The sequence below is a fragment of the Candidatus Microbacterium colombiense genome, assembly GCA_029203165.1.
GTDB classification, from domain to species: Bacteria; Actinomycetota; Actinomycetes; order Actinomycetales; family Microbacteriaceae; genus Microbacterium; species Microbacterium colombiense.
The window spans coordinates 988,359-1,014,335 of the sequence record CP119308.1; the positions used below are offsets into that span (position 1 = coordinate 988,359).

Annotated in this window: 29 protein-coding genes and 2 tRNA genes; 20 read left to right on the top strand and 11 right to left on the bottom strand. The window is 67.1% G+C overall.

Translation table 11 applies throughout. The annotated features are described in order from the left end of the window. Nucleotides 1-71: 71 nt before the first annotated feature. The 13 genes from P0Y60_04750 (at nucleotide 72) to P0Y60_04810 (ending at nucleotide 14,439) form a co-directional block, all read left to right on the top strand. A complete protein-coding gene (locus P0Y60_04750) occupies nucleotides 72-452 on the top strand; it encodes a helix-turn-helix domain-containing protein (GenBank protein ID WEK62071.1) in 381 nt (126 codons plus the stop codon). Nucleotides 453-748: 296 nt separating this feature from the next. Then, the gene (locus P0Y60_04755; protein ID WEK62072.1) at nucleotides 749-1,081 is read left to right on the top strand and encodes a hypothetical protein; all 333 of its coding nucleotides are present in this window, start codon (nucleotides 749-751) and stop codon (nucleotides 1,079-1,081) included. Next, nucleotides 1,078-3,285, top strand: coding sequence for a glycogen debranching protein GlgX (gene glgX / locus P0Y60_04760; protein WEK62073.1), 2,208 nt, complete (start codon nucleotides 1,078-1,080; stop codon nucleotides 3,283-3,285). Before P0Y60_04755 ends, glgX begins: the two co-directional genes overlap by 4 nt. Continuing rightward, a complete protein-coding gene (gene treY, locus P0Y60_04765; protein WEK62074.1) occupies nucleotides 3,282-5,630 on the top strand; it encodes a malto-oligosyltrehalose synthase in 2,349 nt (782 codons plus the stop codon). The genes glgX and treY overlap by 4 nt, the downstream gene beginning before the upstream one ends. Beyond that, entirely contained in the window at nucleotides 5,627-7,393 is a 1,767-nt protein-coding gene (gene treZ / locus P0Y60_04770) for a malto-oligosyltrehalose trehalohydrolase (GenBank protein ID WEK62075.1), read from the top strand. Before treY ends, treZ begins: the two co-directional genes overlap by 4 nt. A gap of 82 nt (nucleotides 7,394-7,475) precedes the next feature. Then, nucleotides 7,476-8,783, top strand: coding sequence for a SufS family cysteine desulfurase (locus P0Y60_04775; GenBank protein ID WEK62076.1), 1,308 nt, complete (start codon nucleotides 7,476-7,478; stop codon nucleotides 8,781-8,783). Continuing rightward, entirely contained in the window at nucleotides 8,780-9,226 is a 447-nt protein-coding gene (locus P0Y60_04780) for an SUF system NifU family Fe-S cluster assembly protein (GenBank protein ID WEK62077.1), read from the top strand. Before P0Y60_04775 ends, P0Y60_04780 begins: the two co-directional genes overlap by 4 nt. 67 nt (nucleotides 9,227-9,293) lie before the next feature. Then, nucleotides 9,294-9,932 (top strand): NAD(P)-binding domain-containing protein, encoded by a 639-nt coding sequence (locus tag P0Y60_04785; protein ID WEK62078.1) that lies wholly within the window; start codon nucleotides 9,294-9,296, stop codon nucleotides 9,930-9,932. Between the two features lie 57 nt (nucleotides 9,933-9,989). After that, entirely contained in the window at nucleotides 9,990-10,649 is a 660-nt protein-coding gene (locus P0Y60_04790) for a GntR family transcriptional regulator (protein WEK62079.1), read from the top strand. A 140-nt stretch (nucleotides 10,650-10,789) separates the two neighbouring features. Continuing rightward, a complete protein-coding gene (locus tag P0Y60_04795) occupies nucleotides 10,790-10,999 on the top strand; it encodes a heavy-metal-associated domain-containing protein (protein WEK62080.1) in 210 nt (69 codons plus the stop codon). A gap of 13 nt (nucleotides 11,000-11,012) precedes the next feature. Continuing rightward, on the top strand, nucleotides 11,013-13,247 hold the full coding sequence (locus tag P0Y60_04800; GenBank protein ID WEK62857.1) for a heavy metal translocating P-type ATPase: 2,235 nt from the start codon (nucleotides 11,013-11,015) through the stop codon (nucleotides 13,245-13,247). Between the two features lie 77 nt (nucleotides 13,248-13,324). Then, on the top strand, nucleotides 13,325-13,570 hold the full coding sequence (locus P0Y60_04805) for a hypothetical protein (GenBank protein ID WEK62081.1): 246 nt from the start codon (nucleotides 13,325-13,327) through the stop codon (nucleotides 13,568-13,570). Further along, on the top strand, nucleotides 13,570-14,439 hold the full coding sequence (locus tag P0Y60_04810) for a hypothetical protein (protein WEK62858.1): 870 nt from the start codon (nucleotides 13,570-13,572) through the stop codon (nucleotides 14,437-14,439). Before P0Y60_04805 ends, P0Y60_04810 begins: the two co-directional genes overlap by 1 nt. Nucleotides 14,440-14,469: 30 nt before the next feature. On the opposite strand, the gene P0Y60_04815 is transcribed toward P0Y60_04810, so the two are convergent. After that, the gene (locus P0Y60_04815; GenBank protein WEK62082.1) at nucleotides 14,470-15,309 is read right to left on the bottom strand and encodes an SDR family NAD(P)-dependent oxidoreductase; all 840 of its coding nucleotides are present in this window, start codon (nucleotides 15,307-15,309) and stop codon (nucleotides 14,470-14,472) included. A gap of 130 nt (nucleotides 15,310-15,439) precedes the next feature. On the opposite strand from P0Y60_04815, the gene P0Y60_04820 reads away from it, so the two are divergent. From P0Y60_04820 to P0Y60_04830, 3 genes are all read left to right on the top strand, one after another. Beyond that, a complete protein-coding gene (locus P0Y60_04820; protein WEK62083.1) occupies nucleotides 15,440-16,021 on the top strand; it encodes an asparagine synthase in 582 nt (193 codons plus the stop codon). A gap of 66 nt (nucleotides 16,022-16,087) precedes the next feature. Next, nucleotides 16,088-16,163 (top strand) — tRNA-Arg (locus P0Y60_04825). 217 nt (nucleotides 16,164-16,380) lie between these two features. Then, nucleotides 16,381-16,701, top strand: coding sequence for a hypothetical protein (locus P0Y60_04830; protein ID WEK62084.1), 321 nt, complete (start codon nucleotides 16,381-16,383; stop codon nucleotides 16,699-16,701). Here P0Y60_04830 and P0Y60_04835 read toward each other — a convergent pair. Next, complete coding sequence (locus tag P0Y60_04835) at nucleotides 16,691-17,266, bottom strand: hypothetical protein (protein WEK62085.1); 576 nt, start codon at nucleotides 17,264-17,266, stop codon at nucleotides 16,691-16,693. The two genes, P0Y60_04830 and P0Y60_04835, sit on opposite strands and share 11 nt — an antisense overlap. A gap of 108 nt (nucleotides 17,267-17,374) precedes the next feature. Between P0Y60_04835 and P0Y60_04840 the strand changes: the two genes are divergently transcribed. Continuing rightward, a complete protein-coding gene (locus P0Y60_04840) occupies nucleotides 17,375-17,929 on the top strand; it encodes a hypothetical protein (GenBank protein ID WEK62086.1) in 555 nt (184 codons plus the stop codon). 47 nt (nucleotides 17,930-17,976) lie between these two features. Here the strand turns inward: P0Y60_04840 and P0Y60_04845 are convergent, their stop codons facing one another. From P0Y60_04845 to P0Y60_04875, 7 genes are all read right to left on the bottom strand, one after another. Then, nucleotides 17,977-18,240, bottom strand: a complete 264-nt coding sequence (locus tag P0Y60_04845; GenBank protein WEK62087.1) for a WhiB family transcriptional regulator — start codon at nucleotides 18,238-18,240, stop codon at nucleotides 17,977-17,979. A gap of 2 nt (nucleotides 18,241-18,242) precedes the next feature. Beyond that, on the bottom strand, nucleotides 18,243-18,698 hold the full coding sequence (locus P0Y60_04850; protein WEK62088.1) for a hypothetical protein: 456 nt from the start codon (nucleotides 18,696-18,698) through the stop codon (nucleotides 18,243-18,245). A 320-nt stretch (nucleotides 18,699-19,018) separates the two neighbouring features. Further along, nucleotides 19,019-19,267 (bottom strand): hypothetical protein, encoded by a 249-nt coding sequence (locus tag P0Y60_04855; GenBank protein WEK62089.1) that lies wholly within the window; start codon nucleotides 19,265-19,267, stop codon nucleotides 19,019-19,021. A gap of 101 nt (nucleotides 19,268-19,368) precedes the next feature. Further along, complete coding sequence (locus tag P0Y60_04860) at nucleotides 19,369-19,995, bottom strand: hypothetical protein (GenBank protein ID WEK62090.1); 627 nt, start codon at nucleotides 19,993-19,995, stop codon at nucleotides 19,369-19,371. After that, complete coding sequence (locus P0Y60_04865) at nucleotides 19,992-20,309, bottom strand: hypothetical protein (protein ID WEK62091.1); 318 nt, start codon at nucleotides 20,307-20,309, stop codon at nucleotides 19,992-19,994. The genes P0Y60_04860 and P0Y60_04865 overlap by 4 nt, the downstream gene beginning before the upstream one ends. Nucleotides 20,310-20,633: 324 nt before the next feature. After that, on the bottom strand, nucleotides 20,634-21,182 hold the full coding sequence (locus P0Y60_04870; GenBank protein ID WEK62092.1) for a hypothetical protein: 549 nt from the start codon (nucleotides 21,180-21,182) through the stop codon (nucleotides 20,634-20,636). 420 nt (nucleotides 21,183-21,602) lie between these two features. Beyond that, nucleotides 21,603-21,806 (bottom strand): helix-turn-helix domain-containing protein, encoded by a 204-nt coding sequence (locus P0Y60_04875; protein WEK62093.1) that lies wholly within the window; start codon nucleotides 21,804-21,806, stop codon nucleotides 21,603-21,605. Nucleotides 21,807-21,998: 192 nt separating this feature from the next. On the opposite strand from P0Y60_04875, the gene P0Y60_04880 reads away from it, so the two are divergent. Further along, nucleotides 21,999-22,637 carry a hypothetical protein gene (locus tag P0Y60_04880; GenBank protein ID WEK62094.1) on the top strand — a complete coding sequence of 213 codons (639 nt, stop codon included), beginning with the start codon at nucleotides 21,999-22,001 and terminating at the stop codon, nucleotides 22,635-22,637. Here P0Y60_04880 and P0Y60_04885 read toward each other — a convergent pair. Both P0Y60_04885 and P0Y60_04890 read right to left on the bottom strand, forming a co-directional pair. Further along, entirely contained in the window at nucleotides 22,621-23,529 is a 909-nt protein-coding gene (locus P0Y60_04885) for an ATP-dependent Clp protease proteolytic subunit (protein ID WEK62095.1), read from the bottom strand. The two genes, P0Y60_04880 and P0Y60_04885, sit on opposite strands and share 17 nt — an antisense overlap. 273 nt (nucleotides 23,530-23,802) lie before the next feature. Next, nucleotides 23,803-25,032 carry a site-specific integrase gene (locus tag P0Y60_04890; protein WEK62096.1) on the bottom strand — a complete coding sequence of 410 codons (1,230 nt, stop codon included), beginning with the start codon at nucleotides 25,030-25,032 and terminating at the stop codon, nucleotides 23,803-23,805. A gap of 116 nt (nucleotides 25,033-25,148) precedes the next feature. On the opposite strand from P0Y60_04890, the gene P0Y60_04895 reads away from it, so the two are divergent. Both P0Y60_04895 and P0Y60_04900 read left to right on the top strand, forming a co-directional pair. After that, nucleotides 25,149-25,215: transfer RNA gene (locus tag P0Y60_04895), tRNA-OTHER, on the top strand. 189 nt (nucleotides 25,216-25,404) lie between these two features. Next, the gene (locus P0Y60_04900; GenBank protein WEK62097.1) at nucleotides 25,405-25,935 is read left to right on the top strand and encodes a hypothetical protein; all 531 of its coding nucleotides are present in this window, start codon (nucleotides 25,405-25,407) and stop codon (nucleotides 25,933-25,935) included. Nucleotides 25,936-25,977: the final 42 nt, after the last annotated feature.

A 25,977-nucleotide genomic window follows, 5' to 3' on the forward strand; every position in this document is an offset into this window, starting at 1 on the left:
ACTCGGTACTCTGAGCATCCAGCGTCTCGATCGAGGCGTGGTTACTTCAACGTCACCGAATGAGGATGCGCATGTCGACCGAGTGGACGGTGTTCTCGGCCAAATGCCCGTCGCGGGCTTCTCTGGCCCGCATCGCGAACAAGTGGACGGCGATGATCGTGGTGCTCCTGCACGACGAACCCCGCCGCTTCAGCGAGCTGCATCACCGGGTCGGAGGGATCACCAAGAAGGTCCTGATCGACTCGCTGCGCGCGCTCGAGCGCGACGGGATGCTGGAGCGCGGCGTCGATTCCGACGGGCACGCGCGCTACCGCCTCACGCCGCTGGGGCGCACGCTGCACGAGCCCCTGCAGGCGTTGCAGATCTGGGCGGAATCGCACGTCGACGATGTGCGCGACGCCCAGGACCGCTACGACGAAACGGCCGACGAGCAGATGCTCGACGGCCGCTGATCGGCGCTCCGGGTCAGCTCTGCTCTACTCAGTTCGACTCTGCGCGGTGGCCTGCGGCCGGTTCTGGCTCGAATGGCGATGCTCTGGGGATTGGGTCCTGGGGGCTCAAGGCGAGTCTCACATCGGTGCCGGGCATCGATGCGATCTGTGATGTCGAAGGCGGAATTCCTCCGTGGCGAGCGGGAAGCGTCCCGCATGTTTCGGGATGGTAACCGCTGTATGACCGTTCTGGCAACGGCGTTCTCAATACTTGTGATCGCGTCTAGCGTGAGCGTCACAACGAAAGAGGAGTCCGCATGTCTGCGAAAGCCCCCATCGCTCCTGAATTCGACTCGGAGCGTCCCGTCGATCCGCCGATGATCGGGACCGAGACCGCCGCTGCGCGTCCGAACACGACGGCGCACGCGCAGCAAGGCGCCGATTCCGAGCCGCGCACGGAGCGCATCGATCTCGACCGCTACGTCGTGCTCACCGACTCCCCGATCGGTTATGTGGAATGGGTGGCACCGGTGTTCGTCTGCTACGTCGGTCACCCGTATCGCAACTCTGAGGAGATCGCGCAGACGCACGGTTTCGACGAGGCCGTGGCTCTGGTCACAGAGCGCGCCTCTCGGAAAAGCGCTCTGTGAGCCGCGAGATCTGGCCAGGATCGCCGTATCCCCTCGGCGCGACCTTCGACGGGCAGGGCACGAACTTCGCCCTGTTCAGCGAAGCCGCCGACCGGGTCGAGCTGTGCCTGTTCGACGACGAGGGCCACGAGGAGCGCGTCGCGCTGACGGAGGTGGACGCGTTCGTGTGGCACGGCTACCTGCCCACCGTGCAGCCGGGGCAGCTCTACGGCTATCGCGTGCACGGCCCCGCGGAGCCGGCCGAGGGAACGCGCTTCAATCCGAACAAGCTGGTGCTCGACCCGTATGCCAAGGCGGTCGCGGGTGAGATCGCGTGGGGGCAGTCCCTCTTCGGCTATGACTTCGGCGATCCGGATTCCCGCAACGACGACGACTCGGCCGAGGCGATGGTGAAGGGCGTGGTGATCAACCCGTTCTTCGACTGGGCCGGTGACCGCCTCCCGAAGACGCCGTACGCGCAGAGCATCGTCTACGAGGCGCATGTGAAGGGGCTCACCGTCACCCACCCCGACATCCCCGAGGAGTTGCGCGGCACGTATGCCGGGGTCGCCCATCCGGCGATCATCGAGCACCTGATCCATCTGGGCGTGACCGCCCTCGAGGTCATGCCGGTGCACCAGTTCGTCAACGACTCGACCCTGCAGGACAAGGGGCTGTCGAACTACTGGGGCTACAACACGCTCGCCTTCTTCGCGCCGCACGCGCAGTACTCCTCCAGCGGTCAGCGCGGCCAGCAGGTGCAGGAGTTCAAGGCGATGGTGCGGGCGTTGCACGCCGCGGGCATCGAGGTCATCCTCGACGTCGTCTACAACCACACGGCGGAGGGCAACCACCTCGGACCGACCCTCTCGATGCGGGGTATCGACAACGAGGCCTACTACCGTCTCGAAGAGGATCGGCGGTATTACACCGACTACACCGGCACCGGCAACAGTCTCAATGCCGGCAGCCCGCATGCGCTGCAACTGCTGATGGATTCGCTGCGCTACTGGGTGACGGAGATGCACGTCGACGGATTCCGCTTCGACCTCGCCTCGACGCTCGCCCGGGAGTTCTACGACGTGGACCGACTGTCGACCTTCTTCGAGCTCGTGCAGCAGGATCCGGTGGTCTCGCAGGTGAAGCTCATCGCCGAGCCGTGGGACATCGGGCCGGGCGGGTATCAGGTCGGGAACTTCCCTCCGCAATGGTCGGAGTGGAACGGCAAGTACCGCGACACCGTGCGCGACTTCTGGCGGGGAGAGCCGCAGGCCCTCGGAGAGTTCGCGTCGCGACTGACGGGATCCGCCGACCTGTACGAGCACTCCGGACGCCGGCCCGTCGCCTCGATCAACTTCGTGACCGCCCACGACGGGTTCACGTTGCGCGACCTCGTGTCGTACGCCGAGAAGCACAACGAGGCGAACGGCGAGGACAACAACGACGGCGAATCGCACAACCGCTCCGACAACATGGGTGTCGAGGGGTCGACCGACGACGAGCAGATCAACCGCTGTCGGGCCCGGCAGCAGCGCAACTTCCTCGCCACGCTGCTGCTGTCGCAGGGCGTGCCCATGATCGCGCACGGAGACGAGCTCGGTCGTACCCAGGGCGGCAACAACAACGGCTACGCGCAGGACAACGAGATCACGTGGATCGACTGGGCGTCGGCCGATGTGCCGTTGATCGAGTTCACCGCGGCGGTCGCGCGCCTGCGCAAGACGCATCCGACGTTCCGCCGCAGCAGATTCTTCAACGGGCGCCCGGTGCGCGCCGAAGACGGCGAGCGCGTGCCCGATGTGGTGTGGTTGCGCCCGGATGCCGCGCCGATGGCACCGGAGGACTGGGACTCGGGGTTCGGTCTCGCGGTCGGGATGTTCCTGCACGGCGGGGGGATCCGTGAGAAGGACCTGCGCGGACGCCCGGTGACCGATGTGAACTTCCTCGTGTACTTCAACAGCGGCGACGAGGTCGAGATCACCCTGCCGGATGACCGCTATGCGTCGAGCTGGCAGGTCATGGTCGACACGGCGGGGGAGCGCGGCAATGAGCCGGCGCTCGCCGCCGGAGTGGCCCTCACGCTGGAGGCGAAGGCGCTGGTGGTGTTGCGCGAGGTCCATGGCCTCGAGGTCGAGACGGATGACTCCGTGGATGCGTCGTTGCGCATCCAGAGCGAGCAGGCCGTGATCCCGGCTCCGGCGCCGTCTGCGGAGCACCGCGCATGACGCGTCGGCCTCTGTCGACGTATCGACTGCAGATCCGCACGCAGTTCACCCTCGACGATGCCGCGGGGCTCGTGCCCTACCTCGTCGATCTCGGCGTCTCGTGGGCGTACCTGTCTCCGTTGCTCGAAGCGGTGCCCGGTTCGGATCACGGCTACGACGTGGTGGATCACTCCCGCGTCGACCCGAGCCGTGGTGGTGAGGCTGGCCTGCGACGCTTCGCCGATGCCGCGCATGAGGCCGGGCTCGGCGTGCTCGTCGACATCGTGCCCAACCACGTCGGCGTCGCCGTGCCGCGCACGAACCCGTGGTGGTGGGACGTGCTGCGCCTGGGCAGGGAGTCACGCCACGCGCCGGCGTTCGACATCGACTGGCGCCGCGGCAACGGCAAGCTGCGGCTGCCGATCCTCGGCTCGGTGGCCGACGCCGCGATCGACAACGGCGACTTCGTGGTCGACCTGACCGCGTCCGACGACGCCCCCGACGGCACGCTGTCGTACTTCGAACATGTGCTGCCGCTCGCCCCGGGCTCGGGCGAGCTCGCCTCGGATCTGCGGGCGCTGCTCGCCGCACAGCACTACGAGGTGCGGTTCTGGGAGGACCAGAACGCCGAACTGAACTACCGCCGCTTCTTCGCGGTGTCGGAGCTCGCCGGCATCCGCGTGGAGCTGCCCGACGTGTTCGCCTCATCGCATCGCGAGATCGTGCGGTGGATCACCGACGGCCTCGCCGACGGCATCCGTGTCGATCATCCCGACGGTCTCGCCGACCCCGGCGGGTATCTGGAGGCCCTGGCGGATGCGACCGGCTCCGCCTACACGCTGGTCGAGAAGATCCTCGAGCCGGGTGAGGAGCTGCCGCCGTGGTGGCGCACCGACGGCACGACCGGATACGACGCGTTGGGCGAGATCGATCGTGTGCTCGTCGATCCCCAGGGCGTCGCCGCGCTGTCCCGCGTGGACGAGCGCCTGCGCGCCGAGACCGGGCTCGCCGAGGGCCAGACGTGGACGGATCTCATCCACACGACCAAGCGGATGATGACCGACGGGCTGTTGCAGTCCGAGATCCGTCGCCTCGTGGGCAGCCTTCCGTACGGCATCGCTGACGCTGAAGAGGCGTTGTCCGAGCTGGTCGCGTGCTTCCCCGTGTACCGGTCGTACCTCCCGGCCGGACGCGAGCACCTGGACGTGTCGTTCGACACGGCGCGGGACCGGCGCCCCGACCTCGCGGCCGCCTTCGATGAACTCGAGCCGCTGCTCGCCGACGAGCGCACGGAGATCGCGGTCCGCTTCCCGCAGGTCACCGGCGCCGTGATGGCGAAGGGCGTGGAGGACACCGCGTTCTACCGCTGGACGCGTCTCGGCACGTTGACCGAGGTGGGCGGTGACCCCTCGATCGCCGCACTCACGACCGACGAGTTCCATGATGCGCAGCGGGCACGCCGGTCTGCATGGCCGCACGCGATGACGACGCTCTCCACGCACGACACGAAGCGATCGGAAGATGTCCGCGCCCGCCTCAGCGTGCTGTCGGAGATGCCCGAACGATGGTCCGAGGTGCTCGATGAGCTGCGGGCGATCGCGTCCACCGGTCACGGTCCGCTCGACGCGCTGCTCTGGCAGGGCGTGGTCGGCGCCTGGCCGATCGCACCGGAGCGCGTGCTCGCCTACGCGCAGAAGGCCGCCAGGGAAGCCGCGGAAGCGACCGGGTGGCAGCATCCGGATGCCGCGTTCGAGGAGGGACTCGCGGCGATCGCCGATGCCTCGGATGCCGCCGCGCGCGAGACGCTGGAGCGCTTCGTGGCTGAGATCGAAGGCTTCGGCCGCTCGACCTCGCTGTCGGCGAAGCTGCTGCAGCTCGCAGGCCCCGGTGTTCCCGATGTGTATCAGGGCACCGAGCTGTGGGACCACTCGCTCGTCGATCCGGACAACCGTCGCCGTGTGGATTTCGTCGAGCGCGCGCGACTGCTCCGCGAACTCGACGCCGACGTCGCTCGCGGTGTCCTTCCGCCGATCGACGACTCCGGGCGGGCGAAGCTGCTCGTCACCTCGCGCACGCTGCGGCTGCGCCGCGACAACCCCGAGCTGTTCACGCGCTATCGCCCCGCCGTCATCGCGGGGGGAGCCGCCGCCCATGCGGTCGCGGTGGACCGGGGCGGCGTGACCGCGGTGGCGACCAGGCTGCCCGTCGGCCTCGCGAGTCTCGGCGGATGGGGCGAGACGCAGCTGATGCGCCGCGACATCGCCGCGATCGATGCCTTCACCGGGCGTCGTATCGAGCCCGGCCCGATGCGGCTCGCCGATCTGCTCGCCCACTACCCGGTGGCGCTGCTGGTGGACGCACGATGATCGAGGTCTGGGCTCCCCACGCCCGTCGCCTGCGCGTGCGCCGGCTCACTCCGGAGGGGACGGTGGTCGCGGAGCACGAACTCGCGCTCTCGCATCAGGAGCGGGGTGACGGGTGGTGGCGCAGCGATCTCGAGCTCACCCGCGGCGACAGGTACGGCTTCCTGATCGACGACGGCGAGGAGCTGCGGGCCGATCCTCGCTCACTGCGTCAACCACGGGGAGTGCATGGGCCCTCCGCCTACTTCGATCCGTCGGCGTTCGAGTGGACCGATCAGTCCTGGACAGGGCGTCAGCTCGCCGGCGGCCTCATGTCCGAGGTGCACGTGGGCACGTACACCCGGGAGGGCACGCTCGACGCCCTCATCGGCAGACTCGACCATCTCGTCGGTCTCGGAGTGACGCACCTCGAGCTGCTGCCGGTCAACGCCTTCAACGGCGAGTGGAACTGGGGCTACGACGGTGTGCTCTGGTACGCCGTGCACGAGGCATACGGCGGACCCGCCGCGTACCAGCGCTTCGTCGACGCGGCCCATGCGCGCGGTCTCGCGGTGATCCAGGACGTGGTCTACAACCACCTCGGTCCGAGCGGCAACCACCTGCCCGAGTTCGGACCGTACCTGCGCGATGGCGTGGGCACGTCGTGGGGCGACTCGGTGAACCTCGACGAGCCGGCCGTGCGCGAGTACATCATCGAGAACGCCCTGATGTGGTTGCGGGATCACCACGTCGACGGTCTGCGATTGGATGCCGTGCACGCTCTGCACGACGACGGGCCCACCCACATCCTCCGGGAGCTGTCGCAGCGCGTCGACGCCCTGTCGGCGCAGCTGAACCGCCCGTTGAGTCTGATCGCCGAGTCCGACCTGAATGACCCGACGCTGATCCTGCCGAGGGAGGCGGGCGGGTTCGGCCTGACCGCACAGTGGTCCGATGACTGGCATCACGCGGTGCACGTGGCGCTGACCGGCGAGACGGAGGGGTACTACGCCGACTTCGCCGATCCTGACGCGCTGGTCAAGGTGTCGCAGCGCGGGTTCTTCCACGACGGCACCTACTCATCGTTCCGCGGGCGAGCGCACGGCGGCCCGATCCCGGCGACCGTGCCCGCCTGGCGACTCGTCACCTTCGCACAGGACCATGACCAGATCGGCAACCGCGCGGCGGGAGACCGGCTGTCTGCGTCGCTGTCGTTCGAGCGTCTCGCAGTGGCCGCGGTGCTCACCCTCACGGCCCCGGGCACTCCCATGCTGTTCATGGGGGAGGAGTGGGGTGCATCGACGCCGTGGCAGTTCTTCACCTCCCACCCTGAGCCCGAGCTCGGGCGCGCCACCGCAGAAGGGCGCGTGGCGGAGTTCGCCAAGATGGGATGGGATCCGGCCGAGGTGCCCGATCCTCAGGATCCCGAGACGTTCTCGCGCTCGCATCTGGACTGGTCCGAGCTCGAGCGGCCCGAGAATGCGCGCCTGCTCGCGCTGTATCGCACCCTCTCGACGCTCCGGCGAGAGCGATCCGATCTCACCGACCCTGACATGCGACGCACCGTCGTCACGGTCGCGGCCGGCGGAGGCGAGCCGGATTCCCGGGTCTACCGGATCGACCGGGGGCGCTCGGCGGTGCTGGTGAATCTGTCTTCCACCGAGGTGGTCTTCCCGATCGAGGAGGGCGACCGCGTGCTGGTGTCGACGCAACCTGCGCGACGCGATGCGGGGCAGGTTCGGCTGCCACCGGACTCCGCCGCGGTGATCGGTCCCGCGGCCGTCTGATCCGCTGCGCGGAGAGCGTCATATGGCGTGCGGGCCGCGACCACGTGGCCCGTGCGCTGCCGCCAAGTGAGAAGCTAGAAGGATGAGCGTTCCCTCCTCTGTCGACGTGCTCGCCCCGCTGAGCGAGGACGAGGTCCGCCGCATCCGCGACGACTTCCCGATCCTGCAGACGCAGGTGAACGGGCATCCGCTGGCCTATCTCGATTCGGGGGCGACCTCGCAGCGTCCGTTCGCGGTGCTGGATGCCGAACGTCAGTTCGCCACGACCGTGAACTCCGCCGTGCATCGCGGCGCCCACACGCTCGCGGCCGAGGCGACCGAACAGTTCGAGGATGCGCGGGCCACTGTCGCCCGCTTCATCGGGGCCGATGACGATGAGATCGTCTGGACCTCGAACGCCACCGAGGCGATCAACCTCGTGGCCTACTCCCTCTCCAACGCCTCCCTCGGGCGCGGCGGGGCCGACGCCGATCGCCTGCGTCTGCGCGAGGGCGATGAGATCGTCACCACCGAGATGGAGCACCACGCCAACCTGATCCCATGGCAGGAGCTCGCCGCCCGGACCGGCGCGACGCTGCGTGTGATCCCGCTCGACGACCAGGGGGCCCTCCGGCTCGACGAGGCCGCCGCGATCATCGGCGACCGCACGAAGCTCGTCGCCGTCACGCATGTCTCGAACGTGCTCGGGGTGATCAACCCGGTCGAGCAGATCATCGCGCTCGCGCGCGCCGCCGGGGCTCTGGTGCTGCTCGACGCCTGCCAGTCCGCCCCCCATCTGCCGCTCGACGTGCGCGCTCTCGACGTCGACTTCGCGGTGCTCTCCGGCCACAAGATGCTCGGACCCACCGGAGTCGGCGCGCTCTACGGCCGCCGCGAACTGCTGGAGGCCATGCCGCCGTTCCTGACCGGCGGGTCGATGATCACCACCGTCACCACCACGCACGCCGAATACCTGCCGCCGCCGCAGCGCTTCGAAGCGGGAACGCAACGGGTGTCGCAGGCGGTCGCGCTCGCCGCGGCGATCGACTATCTCACCGCGGTCGGCATGCCGCGCATCGCCGCACACGAGGCGGCCTTCGGGCGGCGTCTGGTCGACGGGCTCAGCGCGATCGACGGCGTGCACGTGCTCGGGGCCGGCATCGATCTGCCGCGCGTGGGACTCGCGAGCTTCGACGTCGGCGGCATCCACTCACACGATGTCGGACAGTTCCTCGACGACCGCGGCATCGCGGTGCGCGTCGGACATCATTGCGCGCAGCCGCTGCACCGACGGCTCGGCATCACCTCGTCCACGCGGGCGAGCACTTATCTCTACACGACCGAGGCCGAGGTGGAGGCCGTGATCGACGGCGTCGCCGCGGCCATCGACTTCTTCGGAGTGCGCGCATGACATCCGGTGACCTGCAGAACCTCTACCAGGAGCTCATCCTGGATCACTCACGCACCCCGCACGGATTCGGTCTGCGCGAGACCATCGCGGCGCAGTCGCATCAGGTCAACCCGACCTGCGGCGACGAGGTGACGCTCCAGGTGCACCGTGCCGACGATGGAACGGTCGAGGCGATCGCCTGGGAGGGGCACGGGTGTGCGATCTCGCAGGCCTCTGCGTCGCTGCTGGCAGAGCTCGCCGAGGGCCTCTCGGTGGCCGACCTGGAAGTGCGCATCGATGCGTTCCGCGAGGCGATGCGCTCCCGCGGCAAGATCGAGCCCGATGAGGAGCTGCTCGGAGACGCGGCCGCACTCGGCGGCGTCTCGAGATATGTGGCGCGGGTCAAGTGTGCGATGCTCGCCTGGGTCGCCGCGGAGGACGCGCTGCGCAAGTCCGGCGAGTGATGTCCGGAGAATGACGTCCGGTGACGGGCGGGGGAATACCTGTCCGCGCGCCGCGTTGGTCACACGCATGACAACTCTCGGAATCATCGGTGCAGGACACATCGGCTCACAGGTCGCCCGCGCGGCCGTGGCCCACGGCTACGACGTCGTGATCTCCAACTCGCGCGGCCCGGAGACCCTTGCCGGTCTCATCGAGGAGCTGGGCCCGCAGGCGACGGCGGCCTCGGCGGCCGAGGCGGGTGCCGCGGGAGACGTGGTGGTCGTGACGGTGCCGCTGCGCGCCCTCGACCAGGTTCCCGTCGAGCCGCTGGCGGGCAAGATCGTGCTCGACACCAACAACTACTACTTCGAACGTGACGGTCACATCGAGGCTCTCGACAAGGGTGAGACGACCACTTCGGAGCTCGTGCAGCAGCACCTGCCGACCTCGCGCATCGCGAAGGCCTTCAACCACATCTACGCCGCAGACATCACCACCGACGGCACCCCGGCCGGCACCGAGAACCGCCGTGCGCTCGCCACCGCCGGTGACGACGAGGCCGTGGCGTTCCTGACCGGCTTCTACGACCAGCTCGGTTTCGACACCGTGAACATCGGACCGCTCAGCGAGTCATGGCGCGTCGAGCGTGACCGTCCCGCCTACGTCGTGCGTCAGAACGCGCAGGAGCTCGAGGCGAACCTCGCCGCCGCCAACCGGCTGCCCTGAGCGGGGGATGGGATACCAAACTTGGTGATCGAGGGTGCGGAGTGAGACACTTCGGGAATGACGGCGGCGGGGGCTTCCGGCGAACTCGAGTCCGCCAGGGTCACGCGCATACTGCGCGATGACATCATCCTCGGTCGGCGCGCGCCCGGATCCCGCCTCGTGGAACGAGACATCGCTGCCGAGCTGAGCGTCTCCCGGCTGCCGGTGCGCGAGGCGATCCGCGCGCTCGTGGGCGAGGGGATCGTGATCGCGCGACCGCGCACCTGGGCGGTCGTGCGCGAGTTCACCCGCCGGGACATCCAGGATTTCGCCGAGGTGCGCGAGGCCATCGAGACGCTGATCTTCGTGTTCGCTGCGGAGCGGCACGACGACGTCGGCCTCGGGAAGCTCCGTGCGGCGTATGAGCGGGAGAGGGATGCCGCTGAGGCGGACGACGCGGAGGGCGCTCGCATCGCTGCGGCCGAGTTCCACGAGATCGCGGCCGACCTGGCCGCCAACGAGATGCTCGGCGAACTGATCGCCGTCTTCATCACGCGCCTGCGCTGGCTGTTCGGCCAGCATGACGACCTGCCGGCGATGGCGGAGGAGCACCGCGTGATCCTCGAAGCGGTGGAGGCTCGTGATTCCGGCATCCTGCGCACGCTGATCCCCCGCCATCTGGCCACCGGCCAGGCGATCGCCGAGCGTCGTCTCGCGAGCGTCGACTACCAGATCTGACGCGATCCGACCGGTTTCCCTGTTTGGGGAATGGGGCGGATCGGCGTATCGTTATCGGTGTATGTATACCCCCTAGGGGTATCTTCGACACATATCGGACACTTAGGGCGACGCGCGACGCCGCCGGACAGGAGAGCACCATGAGCACCGCCACCTACGCCGTCACCGGGATGACCTGCGGCCATTGTGAGGGCTCCGTGCGCAGCGAGGTGGCCAAGCTCGCCGGTGTGACCGCGATCGACGTCAGCGCGGCATCCGGAAGCCTCGCCGTGACCTCCGACTCCCCGCTCGACGACGCCGCGGTCTTCGCCGCCGTCGACGAGGCGGGCTACAGCGCCGTCCGCGCCTGAGCGCGCGGTGACCATGCCAGACGCAGGTGTCGCGTACGATCTCGAGATCGGCGGCATGACCTGTGCGTCGTGCGCCTCCCGCATCGAGAAGCGCCTCAATCGGCTCGACGGGGTGTCGGCCTCGGTGAACTACGCGACCGAGAAGGCGCACGTGCAGGTCGCACCCGGGGTGGCCGTCGATGAGCTCATCTCGGAGGTCGTCCGCACGGGATACACCGCCGCCCTTCCCCGCGAACGCGAGGTCGATGCGGTCGATCCGGCGTATCTCCTCCTGCGTCTGCGCCTGATCGTCGCGGCGGTCCTGGCGATCCCGGTGATCGTGCTCGCCATGGTCACCCCGCTCCAGTTCCCGGGCTGGCAGTGGGCCTCGCTCGTGCTGGCGACGCCCGTCGTCACCTGGGCGGCCTGGCCGTTCCATCGTGCGGCATGGACCAATGCGCGGCATCGGGCCGTCACCATGGACACACTGATCTCGGTCGGCGTCTCGGCCGCGTATCTGTGGTCGCTGTACGCGCTGTTCTTCGGCATGGCCGGCATGTGGGGCATGACCCACGAGTTCCGTTTCACGATCGAGCGCGGAGACGGCCTCGACAGCATCTATCTCGAGGTCGCCGCCGGAGTGACACTGTTCCTGCTGCTCGGGCGGTTCCTCGAGCAGCGCTCGAAGCGACGGGCCGGCGCAGCGCTGCGTGCGCTGGGCGAACTCGGCGCAAAGGATGTCGCGCTGCTGCGTGACGGGGTCGAGAAGCGGATGCCGCTGGATCGGCTCGCCGTCGGCGACGACTTCGTCGTGCGGCCGGGGGAGAAGATCGCCACTGACGGCATCGTGCGTGAGGGCTCGTCCGCCGTCGACGCGTCCATGCTCACCGGGGAGTCCGTCCCGACCGAGGTCGGACCGGGCGACGGCGTGACCGGCGCGACCGTGAACGTCGGCGGGCGTCTGATCGTCACGGCCACGCGGATCGGCTCCGACACGCAGCTCGCACGTATGGCACAGCTCGTCGAAGACGCCCAGTCGGGCAAGGCCGATGCGCAGCGTCTCGCCGACCGTCTGTCGACCGTGTTCGTGCCGATCGTGTTCGCGATCGCCGCCGCGACCCTGGTCGCCTGGCTGCTCGCAGGAGGTGGGGCAGCGGCTGCCTTCACTGCGGCGGTCGCCGTGCTGATCATCGCCTGCCCGTGCGCTCTCGGCCTCGCGACCCCGATGGCGCTGCTGGTCGGGACAGGGCGGGGTGCCCAACTCGGTATCCTCATCAAGGGGCCGGAAGTGCTCGAGTCGACGCGGCGCGTCGACACCGTCCTGCTCGACAAGACCGGCACCGTGACCACCGGGCGTATGACGCTGGTCGACATGATCGCCGCCGAGGGTGAGCAGGCCGACGAGGTGCTGCGCCTCACGGCAGCCGTCGAGGACGCCTCGGAGCATCCGATCGCCCAGGCCATCGTGCGCGGCGCGGTCGAACGCTTCGGGGATGTGCCCGAGGTCGCCGACTTCCAGAACCTCGCAGGGCGGGGCGTCTCGGGCGTCGTCGCCGGGCATGCCGTCGTCGCCGGTCGACCCTCGCTCCTCACCGAGTGGGCACTGCACCTGCCCTCCGATCTGCGCGCCGCCTTCGACCGCGCAGAGGACGAAGCGCGCACCGCGGTGGCCGTGGCGTGGGACGGACAGGTGCGCGGCGTGCTGGTCGTCGCCGACCAGATCAAATCGAACAGCGCCGAGGCCGTCTCTGCGCTCCGAGAGCTGGGGTTGCGTCCGATCCTGCTCACGGGCGACAACGCGAAGGCCGCCGCGCAGGTGGCGTCGCAGGTCGGCATCGACGAGGTGCGGGCCGAGGTGCTCCCCGAGGGGAAGGTCGCCGAGATCACCGCACTGCAGGGCGCGGGGCGCGTCGTCGCCATGGTCGGCGACGGGGTCAACGACGCGGCGGCGCTCGCGCAGTCCGACCTCGGCATCGCGATGGGTACGGGAACGGATGCCGCGATCGAGGCCTCCGACCTCACCCTGGTGCGCGGTGATCTGTGGGGCACGGTCGACGCCATCCGGCTCGCCCGGCGCACCCTCGGCACGATTCGCGGAAACCTCTTCTGGGCCCTCGCCTACAACGTCGCCGCGCTGCCTCTCGCGGCGCTGGGTCTGTTGAACCCGATGCTCGCCGGTGCGGCGATGGCCTTCTCGAGCATCTTCGTCGTGCTCAACAGCCTGCGGCTGCGACGGTTCCGCTCGGCGGTTCCCCGCGACAGAACGTAGGACACATCGCGCCGCTCCGGTTATATATTGGGCAGATCGGAATCGTTCCGGAGTTGCGTGTTGTCTTGGGGAGCGAGATGCGGGGTCTTGCTGTCGTCGTCGGAGGCCTGCTGCTGGTGGGCGGGGCGGTGCTCGTCGCGGTCGCAGATCAGGAACGCGTCGCCGGTGTCGAGGCGGTCAAAGCGCAGATCGAGAAGACCGAGACACTGCTGCGCGATACGCGAGCCGAGAATCTCGAGCTGGCCGAGAAGCTCACCGCACTGCGCACCGCCATCGCGGAGCAGGATGCCGAGATCACCGACTCCGCGGGATTCCTGAAGTGATGCGCCGCGTCGTCGCCGTCATGATCGCCGCGGCGGTGCTGCTCACTGCCGGCATCGTGTCGCGGGTCAACGGCCTGGAGGCCGATCGTGCCGAGGCGGTGGCCGAGCTGTCGGCGCTGGCCGACACGACGCACACGGCCCTGCAGCGGACGGACTACCTCGCGGGCGCCGTCGAGCGCGCGGAGGACGACACAGCCGATCGTGGAGCGGTACTCGAGATGCGTCCGGCGTTCCTCACGGAGGTCGCGGCGCTGACCACGGCGTTGAAGGGCGCGAAGGGCAAGGTCGACACGTCGGCGCACCGCGCCGCCGCTCTCTCCGCGCAGCAGACGGTGCTCGACGAGCAGGCTGACCCCGAGGTCGTCACACGGGCGACCGCGACGATCCACGCCCTCACCGCGAAGGTGGGCGAGGAGGTATCGGCCTGGCAGGCCGTGCAGCTCGCGCAGAGCGCGGGACCGGGCGGCCCGGCGTACACGACCAGCGGCCCCGGGGGATACGCACGCGTGCGCGCCGCGTTGGATCGCGTCGGCGGTGGGGGTGTGGGGCTGTACGAGTCAGCATCCTGCGCGGGCGGCAACGCGCCGGCGTGCGCCAACAGCGGCGGCTACATCAAGTACCGCGCCGACATCGCGAACTGGAGCGAAGGACGGCTGAACTGGGCGATGGCGCACGAGCTCGCCCATATCTATCAGTTCCGCGTCTGGGGTGCACTGAACTCCTCGGGCTCGTATCAGTCGATGTTCGGCGGTGACCCCGAGTTCCTGGCCAACTGTATGGCCGTCGTGCGCGGCTATCCCGGCGGACAGGGATGCAACGGGGACCAGCAGGCGTGGGCCTCCGGCATCTGGGTCGGAGCGGTGCGCTGAGCTCCACTCGCTCGGGCGCGCTGGCGGCGCTCAGGCGATCGGGGTGGTCGTGTCGATGGCGTCCCGCAGCGGACCGCGCATCGCCCGCCAGTAGGCCGACGGGGCCAGGCGCACCAATACGTCGATGAGCCGCGCTTCACGACCGACCATGGTCCGGGCGCTGCGGCGCTGCGTCGCGCGGATGATCTTCGCCGCGGCATCCGATGGCTCCGTGTGATACATCGCCGCCTGCGCGGCTGCGGCTCGTGCCGCCACGTCGGGGTCGATCGCGGCGGCGTAGCGACCGTGCAGGATGATGCCGGTGCGCACGCCGGCCGGGTAGACGGCGCCGACGCTCACGGACGATCCCTCGAGTTCGTGGCGCAACGCCTCGGAGAACGCGCGCACGGCGAACTTGCTCATGGCGTAGGGGATGCGCCCGGCGGGGGCCGCAAGTGCGTAGACGCTGGCGAGATGGGTGATGTGGGCCGCGGGGGCACGTCGAAGCGCGGGCAGCAGCGCCTTGGTGATCGAGACGGTGCCCCACAGGTTCACGTCGGTGAGCCAGCGCATCTCCTCCATCGTCAGCTGGTCGAGGTCGCCGAGCATCGATGAGCCGGCGCAGGTGATCAACGCGTTGATGCGCGAGTGCGCGGCGGCGATATCGTCGGCGACGGCGAACACGGCATCGTCATCGCGGAGGTCGACCACGTGGGTCGTGACGGTCGTGCCTGCTAGTTCGGTCGCCACCGAAGCCAGGGCGGCGGCGTTGTGATCGAGCAGCGCCAGATGCACGCCGTCGGCAGCCAGCAGGCGGGCGATCTCGGCGCCCATCCCGCTCGCGGCACCGGTGATGACCGTGGTGCTCCCGGTGAGATCGATGCGCGTCATGCGGTCTCCTCCTGGCGCGCGTCGATGCACGCCCTCTGCCTGTGCGGGGTCGGGCGCGGAGCCCGATCCGACCATTCTTACCGACGCTGTGCGCGAGCGATACCGGTACGCTCGTGGAGAGGAGGTACCGGTGGGACGGACAGCGGATGCCATCGCTGAAGGCGTAGCGATCGCGACCGCTGCGGCGCGCCTCGCCGTGAAGAATCACATCCTCATCGGCACGATCGCCGAGGACGGCGTGTTCGACACCGACAAGTACATCGACGACGCGCGCGAGGCGCTGCGCGCGATGGCCGAGGAGTCGGAGCAGGCCGCGGCGAACGTCACCGCTCTGCGCAAGCGTGCGCGTGGTCGACACTCCGACCCGGCGGGCACCCACGACTACCGCGACCGCGATGTGCGCAACCTCCGCCGACGGGCCAAGCAGTCCAATGGCGTTGCGGCGAAACTGCGCGAGGTGATGCAGGACCGTGAGCAGCTGCGCGTGATCGTCGAAGAGGCTCGCGAGGCAGCCTGGGCCGACGTGCGTCACAACCTCGATCGTCGTCTGCGCGTGGAGGGCATGCGCCCCGATCAGGACCCCGATTACGACCGCATGCGCGAGGCGCGGATGCAGGCTCTGCGGCTCGTCGACCTGCAGGCGCTGTCGTCGCAGCAGCGCGCCAAGGCGAAGCGCAAGAAGAAGCAGAAGGCGGCCGCCGAGGCCGAGTGAGGCCCCGTTTCGCTTTCGCGTCGGGACTGTTGTAGGCTGTTCTACGGCCCGCTGAGCGGTCCAGGAGCGCCCGTAGCTCAATGGATAGAGCATCTGACTACGGATCAGAAGGTTAGGGGTTCGAGTCCCTTCGGGCGCACCACAGAGAAAGACCCGGTCAGGATGGAAATCCTCGCCGGGTCTTCTTCGTTTCGGTGGGACATTCCAGGCAGGCTGGGCATTTCACGGGCATTCGGCGGTCGAGAAGTCGCCGTATCGAGAGCATGGTGACGGTCACGGAGATCGTGCCGTTCTGGCTCACGGAATGCCCGTGCATCGAGGTGGGCATTCCAGCGGTCGAGGTGGCCTAGCCTGAATCCATGCCAGCCGTGATGGACCTCGACGCCCTGCTCTCTCACGAGGACGCGCACCGCGAGTTCGTCGCTCGGCGGGATGAACGGATGCGGGCGCTGTGGGCTGCCGGAGATGCCGCCCTCCGTGCCGACCCGGAGTTGGTCATCGAACTGGCCAAGGCTGCCGGAGCTGTCGCCCGCGGCGAGCCTCTGCCTCCAGTGCCGCGCTTGCCGCAGGACGACGTCGGAGACGAGCGCCGTGCACGCAAGCGTGAGACAAACCGGCTCCGATGGCAGAGGCGGAAAGCGGAGCGTGTCGCCTCCGACAACCATCTCCCTACTCGTTAACAGCGGTCGAGTTGTAGCGCCGGTTCAACGCCGCCAGGATCCACTCTGTGTCCTTCTCCCCGGAGCGCCACAGCATGAGAATTCTTGCCAGGCGGTCCGCGTTCATGGCCTCCTGTCCCGAAGTCGGAGAGAGATTTCGTAGGTATTCGAACGCTGCATGAAGCACCGGGTAGTCTGCGGGCGACATCGACAAACGTGTGGTGCGGAGGTGGGCGGTCGCCGTCCACTGTGTACGGGCAAGCTCCGCAAGATTTTCGGCGGTGGCGTACAGGCTACTCACGACCCAGGCTCGAGCAAGGTCATTGAGCGCCCCAACAGTTAACCTCAAACTGTCGTCGAGACGATGAAGACGTTCTGTCTCCGCGATGGCATCGCGAGTGATTTTCTCATCTTTCTTCTGTTGCTTCCGCAACATCCACGCGAAGAAGAATGCCGCTCCTGCACCCACTAGAGCACCGATGATGCTGGCGAGCAAAACTCCACCGAAGCCGTCCCACGGGTCATTTAAGGCACGGGCAACTTCTTCGAGCTGGTGGCATATGTCATCGGCGGGCTTGCAATCCATGAGGCGAATCTAGCGGTACGGCTGTCGCAGAGCCGACAGGGCATCCGCGGCGATGTCGGGTTCGCAACATAGACGGGGGCGTACGTGGTCCGGGATAGGTTCTTCGACATGAACGATCTCTGGATGAACGGTCTGCAAGCTGTTGCTGTGTCGGTTGTGACGGTGGCCGTCCTCGCTCTGCTGCGGCTGGTCACTCCCGCTGTGCGGTGGGAGCGACGGTTGAAAGCCGAGACCGAGATCTATTCCGCGCTCCCGGACGGTCAGGAACGCGAGCTATGGGGGCGGCGTGCCGATGCTCAGGCGGAGAGGCTGAGGATCTATCGCGAGAGGTTCCGAAATGAGGGCGCGATTCTGGCGTGGTTCGCGTTCCCTCTATTCGCGGTAGCCGTGCTGATCCTCGTTGTCGAGGGCGTCTCGGGTTGGGCATTCTCGCGTGAGCTTCTCGAAGCATCGCCATGGGTGTTCGCCGCGACCGCCGCGCCCGTGTTCTTGTTCGCCGCCGTTGCGCTGTTCTTGATGCTGCTGCTTGTCCGGGATAGATCCGGAGCTCTCCGCATAACGAAACTCAGTGGTTACCCAAAGATGGAGGCCCTCATCGCGGAGGAGCGGCATCGTGACGGAGACACAGAAGGCGTCCGCGTGGAGGGCGACGACGGTGTTTAGCCGAACAGTTCTGACTCGACCGTCAGGCCTTCCGCGTCGATGACGTACTACTCGGCCACCTTCCCGCGCCACTTCATCCCCCAGTACCCCGCGAGCTTGTGCGGACGCGCCGTCGTCGCGTAGCGGCGGCAGGCATCCAGGACCGGACAGGCGGCGCAGATAGCTGCAAGATCCTCCGTGATGGCCGTCGAGCGCTTGTCGTCTGTGAACCGGTCGTCGCCCGCGCATGCGGGCTCGTGCGTCGCCATCTCGGATTGCAGCGCCGCCCACGCGACGGTGGAGCTGTAGCCCGCCGTGGTGGTGGTGCTCATCGTCACTCGTCCGTCGCGGAGAGCCCGAACGCGGAACGGCGGAGGTCGCCGAGGTACGACTCGGGCAGGCCCACGACCTCGCGCACACCCTCGGGGCGGTCAACCAAGATCCAGAACTGGCCATCGAGTGCGACCGTGCCCGCGACCAGGCCGAACGGCGTTCCGTCGCTCGCCCTCTTGATCGTGACGACGCTGTTCCCCGGCACCCGGCACTGGTGGGCACCCACACGGAGCCAACTGCCCCGTGTGTCGGGGAAGCTCGGGATGCGGTAGTGCAGGCGTCCTGCGGCGGCGAGCATGCCGTCTGCGGCCTCGGCCAGGGTGCGGGCCTGTGAGGGCCGCTGCGGCGTCGTGGTGGGCTGCTGCGGCACCGCCTGCTTGGGCACGCTGTACCCCGGCGAGTTCGTGCCGCTGCTGCGGAAGGGATGGATCTTGGTCGCGGCGTGCTTCGTCTTCATGTCTGCCTCCGTCGTCGTCAGGATGGGGTCCGGCCCCCGCGCGGGTTTCGACCTTCCGCGAGCCGCCCAAGTAATAGAAGGGGGTGGGGTTGCGCGAGGACCGGAGTCGTAGTGTGCCCCGGCTCCACGAGGCGCTGGACGTGGAGCCGGGGCGATGCTGGGACCGCGAGTCCGAATTGACGGCCCCAGCGACCGTGCGCGCACTCACCACAGGACGCACGGGGTTTGTTGAGTTGTGACCACGCCGGGCGGCTCGATGAGTTGTGTGGCAACCCCGCCCGGCTCGATGAGTTGTGTGGCAACCCCGCCCGGCGTGGGGTCTAGGTGGCCGGTGAGGTGATCTCCGCGAACTGCGAGAGCGACATCACGACCAAGCTGTCGGCCAACGGTCGAGCACGGAGGTGCTGCACGAGGACGACGTGCTCGCCCTCGTCGGCCTGGTCGATGGCGTCGCTCAGGTCGGAGGAGAGACGATGCGTGATGCGCGAGCTGGTCGCGATGTGCCAGCCATCCACGCCCGTGACGTCAGAGGCGCTGGTCCCGATGGATTCGGAGATCGTGCGCCGCATCGGTCGAGGTGCCGCCTCATCATGGCCGCTCAGATTCAGGAATAGCGCGACGGCCTCGCGAAAGCGGAGCGCATCGCTGAGATTCCGATTTGTGCCGGTCATCATGCACCTGCTCGGCTCGGAGGGAGGTTCGGCTCACCCTTGGATGCTGCGGTGCGGATGCGCTGCGACTGCTCTGCTGCGGCACGCTCGGACGGCGTCCTCGCGGAGTTGAGCACGACGCTCGTCGTCGGTGCTGCACCAAACCGACGATGCACCTCTGCGAGGGCCTCAGAGCGCGCCTCCGCGGTCGGCAGGCCGTGAGCCTCCCGGCGTGCCTTCTCGCGCTGTTCCGCCCACAGAGCGCTGCCAGGGGTCCACGGCTCCAGGTCCTGCGGTGCGCGTCCAGGTCGGAGACGGACGGCTCCCCAGCGCTCGACCTGCGCCTGCTCGTCGTGCAGCACGCCGGACCATCCGGGATTACCGAACCGGTCGCGCTTGGCTTCCAGCATCTCCTGGTCGATCTGGATTTCGTCGCCGCGGAGGAGGATGACGGACGCGGCCCCGAAGATCGAGGAGCTGCGCATGATCGAGATCCCGCCCTCGTCCAAGGAGTGCATCCAGGACCCCACCTCGGGGAGACGGGGAGCGTCGCCATCATCGACGACGTCACGAGCTGCGGCACGCTCTCGTGCTTCACGGAGACGGACGACGCCTGCGGGCTCGGTCTCGGTGTTCGTGGTGCTCATGCTGAGATCTCATTTCTGAAGTTGGGGATCTGGTCGAGGAGGTCCTCTGCGATCTCCCCGCGGTCGGCCTCGTACAGCTCCGCCGCGACGGTCTCGACGGCCTCGCGCTCGCCGCGATGCGCCGATCTGTAGACCGCCTGCGTCGTGGCCTTGAACATCTCCGCGAGTTCGACGTCCACCTCGCTGACGGCCCCCATCGTGGCGAGCATCCCGACTGTGCGCATCTCCGTATCAATGGCTCGGAGTGCGCTGGCACGGTCGCCGTCCTCCAGTGCTTCGAGGGAGATCTCGCGGGCTCGTCGGGCTGCATCCACGACACGCGCGGCGAGAGTCGTGGAGTCGAGACCGTGCAGCCGCTCGACCTCCGCCTGCACGTCGGGCGCGAGGTGGCCGCTCTGAATGTGACGTCGGAGAGAGTCGCGACCGGGGGCATCGGCGCTGCGCGAAACGCGCGAAAGAGAGACCCCCTGCGCGAGGGCCGACTCGATGCGAGTACGGGCCTCAGACGGGAGAGCGCACACCGCACACGGTCGCCCACGTCGGGCTGGTGCGGTGGTGATCGCTGCTGTTGTCATGTAATGAGTAATCGACCGCTTCAGCAAACTCCCAGACAAGGCGCTGCGCCGTGCTCGGAGTGCTCACACCACACCTGCACGGAGAAGGTCATCGAAATCGAGAAGTGGGCGACACACGCCGGTCGTCGTCCACGCTCTGCGTCTGTAGGCGGCTCCCTCCAGATCGTGGACAGCGGCGAGCGCGTCGGCATCCCCGGCCACGACGTCCGCCCACAGCCGGGACGGAGCATCGGTGCCGTTAGCGCGTACACCTGACTTTGTGATGTAGCTCACGACGCGGGGGAGGGAGTCCACGAGGGTGATGTCCTGGCCCGCCGCGCTCGCCGCGATACCCAGCCGGTCAGCCTCGGAGAGGTAGCGCGAACGCACAGTTAGAGCGAACTGACGGAAAGTCTCGGCGTCGATCTCAGATCGAAAAATGAGAAGGGTGTGCGCGTGGACGTGAACGCCCTGTTCGGAGATCTCGGGCTCGATGGCACGAGCGGAACCGGCTACGCCCTGCCGCTGAAGCCAACCGCCCCGTGAGATCGCCTGGAGGACGCTCAGGAGGTCGCTCCACGCCTGCCGTGCGCCCGTACCGGGCCTCGTGGCGATGGTGGCCGTCCACAGCACCGCTGTGCCCTTCTGGTAGCGCAGGGAGGTCGTCAGCTCTCGGCGGAGCTGGCCGGATCGGGCTGCACTGCATCGGGCGCAGAGCGCCGAACCGCACCGATGCCCTGCCTGGCCACAGCGCCGGATCTTGGAACGAAGGGAGTAGATCCTCTGCGTCTCGGTTAGTGCGGATACGCGGTAATGATCTGGGGTGCCGCCTATAGTTAGCGGGTCTTTGATATGTGAACAGTCGAGGCCTGCCGCTGCGGCGTCGGCACGGTCGTGTCGGGCTCGCTGCTCGGGGGTGATGGACACCCTCCGCGCTCGCCGCGGATACGCGCTAACTGCGCGTTCGTCTCTAAACCCTGGGGTCGCTAGAGTAGTCATGATCGCTAGTGCGACGTGACGGCCCCCGCCTGCCAGTAGGGGCCGTTCGTCATCTCAGGCGCGGGCAACCGTCAGGTTGCGGCCCAGTGCGTCGAGGTCGGCGGAGTCAATGCGGATCATGCGAGTACCGATCCGGCGTGCCGGGAGTGCGCCTCGTGCGATGAGTCGGCGCACGGTCTTGGTCGAGCACGACATGAGGTCTGCGGCCTGCCGGACGCTGATCCAGGTAGCGGCGACGGGGGCGGCGTTGGTGGCCATGATGGAATCCCTTGTACGAGAACTCGTACGGCTCGGATCTCAGATCGAGATCCGGCTCGGGGATTCGTCGGCCCTACCGGAGTAACGGCTCGCCTTGCCCCGCTCGTCCCACAGAGCGGCGGCTTGTGTCCACTCTAGGCCACCCCCGGCATGAGTGGAGCCTTTGACCGCAGACGGTGGCACACTCGGTGAATGATCGGTGATTCAGGACCATGGCGCGAGGAGCTTCAGAAGTCGTCAGCGCGTCTGCGTCGCTGGAGCACCCAGCAACGTTGGACGCACCGGACCTATTTCCTCGCGGAAAGGGACATCATGATGGGCGCATATGCGATCCGTCGTCTGATGGACTCAGGTAAGACTTCATCATTGCTCGGTGCTCGGCGTTATCCCGTGGTCCAGTTTCCGTTGACGGGCCGCGTGCCCATGACCCTCGACCGCTTCACTCCTGAAGACTTCTATGACCTGGAAAAGCCGACAAGGGGTGAGATCAACGTGGCCCGTCTGTGTAACCAGGTCATCCACAGCTTCGTGTTCCAGATCTTCTTGGCGGAGGACGAGACAACCGCGGTGATGTTCGTGTCGGATCGAGACCGCGCACGACGTCTTCACAGCATCAGCTTCGAGGTCATCTCGGAGCTCTTCAGCTACGTCGCGCGTGAGGACCTGCTGTATCGGGAAGGCACCATGCGTGACGGCGATGAGAAGATCACGAACATCTCGAATCACGACCTCGTGGAAGCCGGGCTTGCCGTCTATGACGACGATGATCGTGTACAGATCACCAGACTCGCGGCCTGGCCGGAGGCATCTGCTGCTAGCGCGCGCCGTTGACCACGCTGATGACTGCCACGCCCATATGGTTCTCAACGATCTTGAACGCGGCTGTCTCGGTCAGAGTCTGAGTACATGCGTGATGGATGGCGAGTACGAGGTCTTGTAGCTTCTGGTGGTCCTCCAGGACCGTCACCTTGATACCCAACTCCTTCGCCTTCTTCAGCGAGATGTGTCGGCTATGCGAGAGCGTGAGCGCGTGGCTCCCGAGTTCGTCGAGGATCTTCTTGGATCGATCAGCGGCATCGGCCTGGCCGACGAACATTCCTGTCTGGAGCCACTGATCGACCATGTCGATGGACCATTTGATCGCCTTTGCAGCCTCGCCCACCAGGGTGGGGTTGTACTTGGCGATGATCGGCTGCCAGACCGCGATGCTGGTCGGGTCCGCGAGAATCTCCCGCTTGGCTTGTTCGAACTCTTCGATGACGCCGTGAGCAGGGATGCCGCCGATCTGGGGGTCAATCGGGCCAAGGCTCGAATGCTTGCCCATGACGACCTCTTTGGCCGCGAGCGCGATCATCGTTCCGCACGACATAGCAAGCTGGGGGACGATCACACGGATGTCGTTGTTGAACATCGTTCGCAGGTAGTCAACCAGCGACTCACATGCGGCGATGTCTCCACCCGGAGTGTGGAGGATCAGGTCCAGGCCCTTTGAGCGGTCGAGCTGGTGAACCGTGCTCATGAAGCCGGTCTTGTCGCCGTCGTTGATCTCGAAGCCCTGCATGCCCGCGGCGATGAGGTTCTGCTTCTCTAGCCAGCCGGAGTAATAAATAATGACGTTCCGACCGGTCAGCTCGTGCAGTTGGACTAGGAACCCTCGACGGATCGCATCATGCGGTCCTCCGTGCTGCTGGACTGCAGTCTGGACGTCGGGCCAGCTAGGCATTAACGAGGCGCGGACGTGCTAGTTCGCACCACGTCAAAAACATGCGTCGGCTGTACCGAGTTCCATGAAGAGATGTAGTTGTACCCACTCGGCCCTGAGCCCGCGAGACCCAGTCGGTCGAAGGTCTCGGTGATCTCCTCGGCGGTGGGGAGATCCTGCACAAGATCGCTAACGGATGTTTCGGTCACGGAAGACATGGCCGGTCCCTTTCCTTGGTCTCGACAGTATGACAGATGGACGGCTTACCTTCGATCAACGTTTCCGATGAGTCGTTTATGCCAGCTTCGACTCATCATGAGCGCCGTCTCCGACATCGACCGGAAGCCTGGTGACGTTGGACGGCTTCACCTTCGGCAGGATCGGCATGAGGTCGGCCAGCTCGGCGGCGCGGTCGTTGACGACGTGCAGGTAGTGGTCAACGGTGGTGCGCACGTTGGCGTGCCCCAGGTGGTCGCGGACCTCCAGAGGGTTCGCTCCAGCCCCCAGGAGGTGCGATGCGTTGAAGTCGCGGAGATCGTGCTCGCGTACCTGGCCACGGACTCCAGCGGCGTCCTGCGCGGGCACCCAGGACTCGTTGAACGCGGAGTCATGGATGAACTCGCTGGCACCCCTCGGGGCGAACAGAAGGGACTCCGCGAACTCGCCGACGCGCTCGGTCATGTGGCTGTCGATGACGTCGGTCATCCAGCTCGGGAGGGTCACGGCTCGCACACCCTTGGCGCTCTTCGGAGGGCCAACGATCCAACCCTGGCCGGTCACGTACTGGGCCTGTCGGGTTACCAGGATGCGATACCGGCCATCGACCGGCGTCAGGTCGCTGCGGCGCAGGGAACGCCACTCAGACAGGCGCAGACCGCCATATGCAGCGATGAGCACGCCCAGCTTGAACCGGTCGTCAACATGGTGGTGCAGGGTGGCCAGCTCGTCCACGGTCGGCGGACGGTAGATCTTACCCGCGCTGGTCTTGGTCAGCTTGGCCGGGACCGGGTTGATGCTCACGATGCCGTCCTTTTCCGCGTCGGTCATGATCGCGCGGAGGAGTCGCGCCTCTGCGGCTGCGGCGGTCTTCCCGGCCTTCATGCGGTCGGCGTGCCATTCACGGACTCGTGCTGTCGTGATGGCCGTGAGGCGGTCGGCTGCGAATACTGCTAGGCCCTTCCGGAGCTGCCTCTCGTACTCGGTGCGGGTCTTGGGGCGGAGGGGCTCGCCCTTGGGGGAGAGGCGCTGTTCCACCCACGTGGTGGCGTACAGCCCGAAGGTCTCGGCCCTGACCGCCTTAGGATTCACCCATCGACCGCGCTCGATGTCAGCGCGCTGAGACGAGAGCCAGCCTCTGGCATCGGTCTTAGTGGAGAACGTCATCGGCGCATAGAACCGCGTCCCCTGGTGCACGTAGCTGGCCTGGAACTTGCCGTTGGAGCGTACGCGGATGGTGCCGAAGTCCTCGCGGTTGGCCTTGTACTTGCGCTTGGTCTCGGCCATGGTCTCCCTCTCGTTGGGCATTTCACGGGCATTCTGGAATGTCCAAGCGAGTCTACACCTGTCCACTCAGTCAGAAGGTTTCGATCTCTGAATCCAGAAATAGCGGGGGTTCACGCGGATCTGCTGGTGACAACGGAGTGCCCGAAATAGGCGAGCATCTGACTACGGATCAGAAGGTTAGGGGTTCGAGTCCCTTCGGGCGCACATCAGTTGAAACGGCTTCCACTTCGGTGGAGGCCGTTTCTGCGTTGAGGGCGACGTCGTGAGAGGTCAAGACTCGACGCTCCCCGCGGGCTTCCGCGCGGCGTGTTTCGAGTCCCCGAGCTGACCCGCGACGAGGCCTGCCAATACTATGAGCGAGTCGATCTATTCACCGAGTTCGAGGGAGCGTCGATGATGGTCGATTCCATGGCGTTCATGAAGAGCGTTGCGAGCGACGTGAAGTCCGAGTTCGGTGAGTTTGTAACGATCGACGAGCACGGGCCGGTTGGCTCGGTCGACTATGAGATCAACTTCACTCCACGCGACTCCGGCGCCGCGCGTATACAGTGGTTCGTCATCTGCGACACCTTCACGATCTGCGTCTCGCCTCGGCTCGAGTGGCAGTCGCAGGAGTGGATCCACTACGAGGGCGACAATGAGGCCGATCGAGAGCTGAGCCAGGGCTGGTCTCAAGATCTGATCTGGCGAATCATCGGTTCCGGTGCGCGATACGTACGCACGCGATCCTTGCTGCCTTCGTTCATGAGAAGCACCTACGTGACAGTCGGCGATGAAGCTTTCGATCGCCCTCACGCTGTTCTCGAGTCCTGGAAGTCGTGGCGGCAGTCGGAGGCTGTTGGTGAAGCACTACGACCGATATCTGAAACGTCCGATAGGGGAATGCGCCGTCGAGCCAGAGCGAGCGCAAGAGGTCGAGGGTGACCCTTCGACGTGACACGCCCCGCCCGGTCGGGCGGCGGTGGC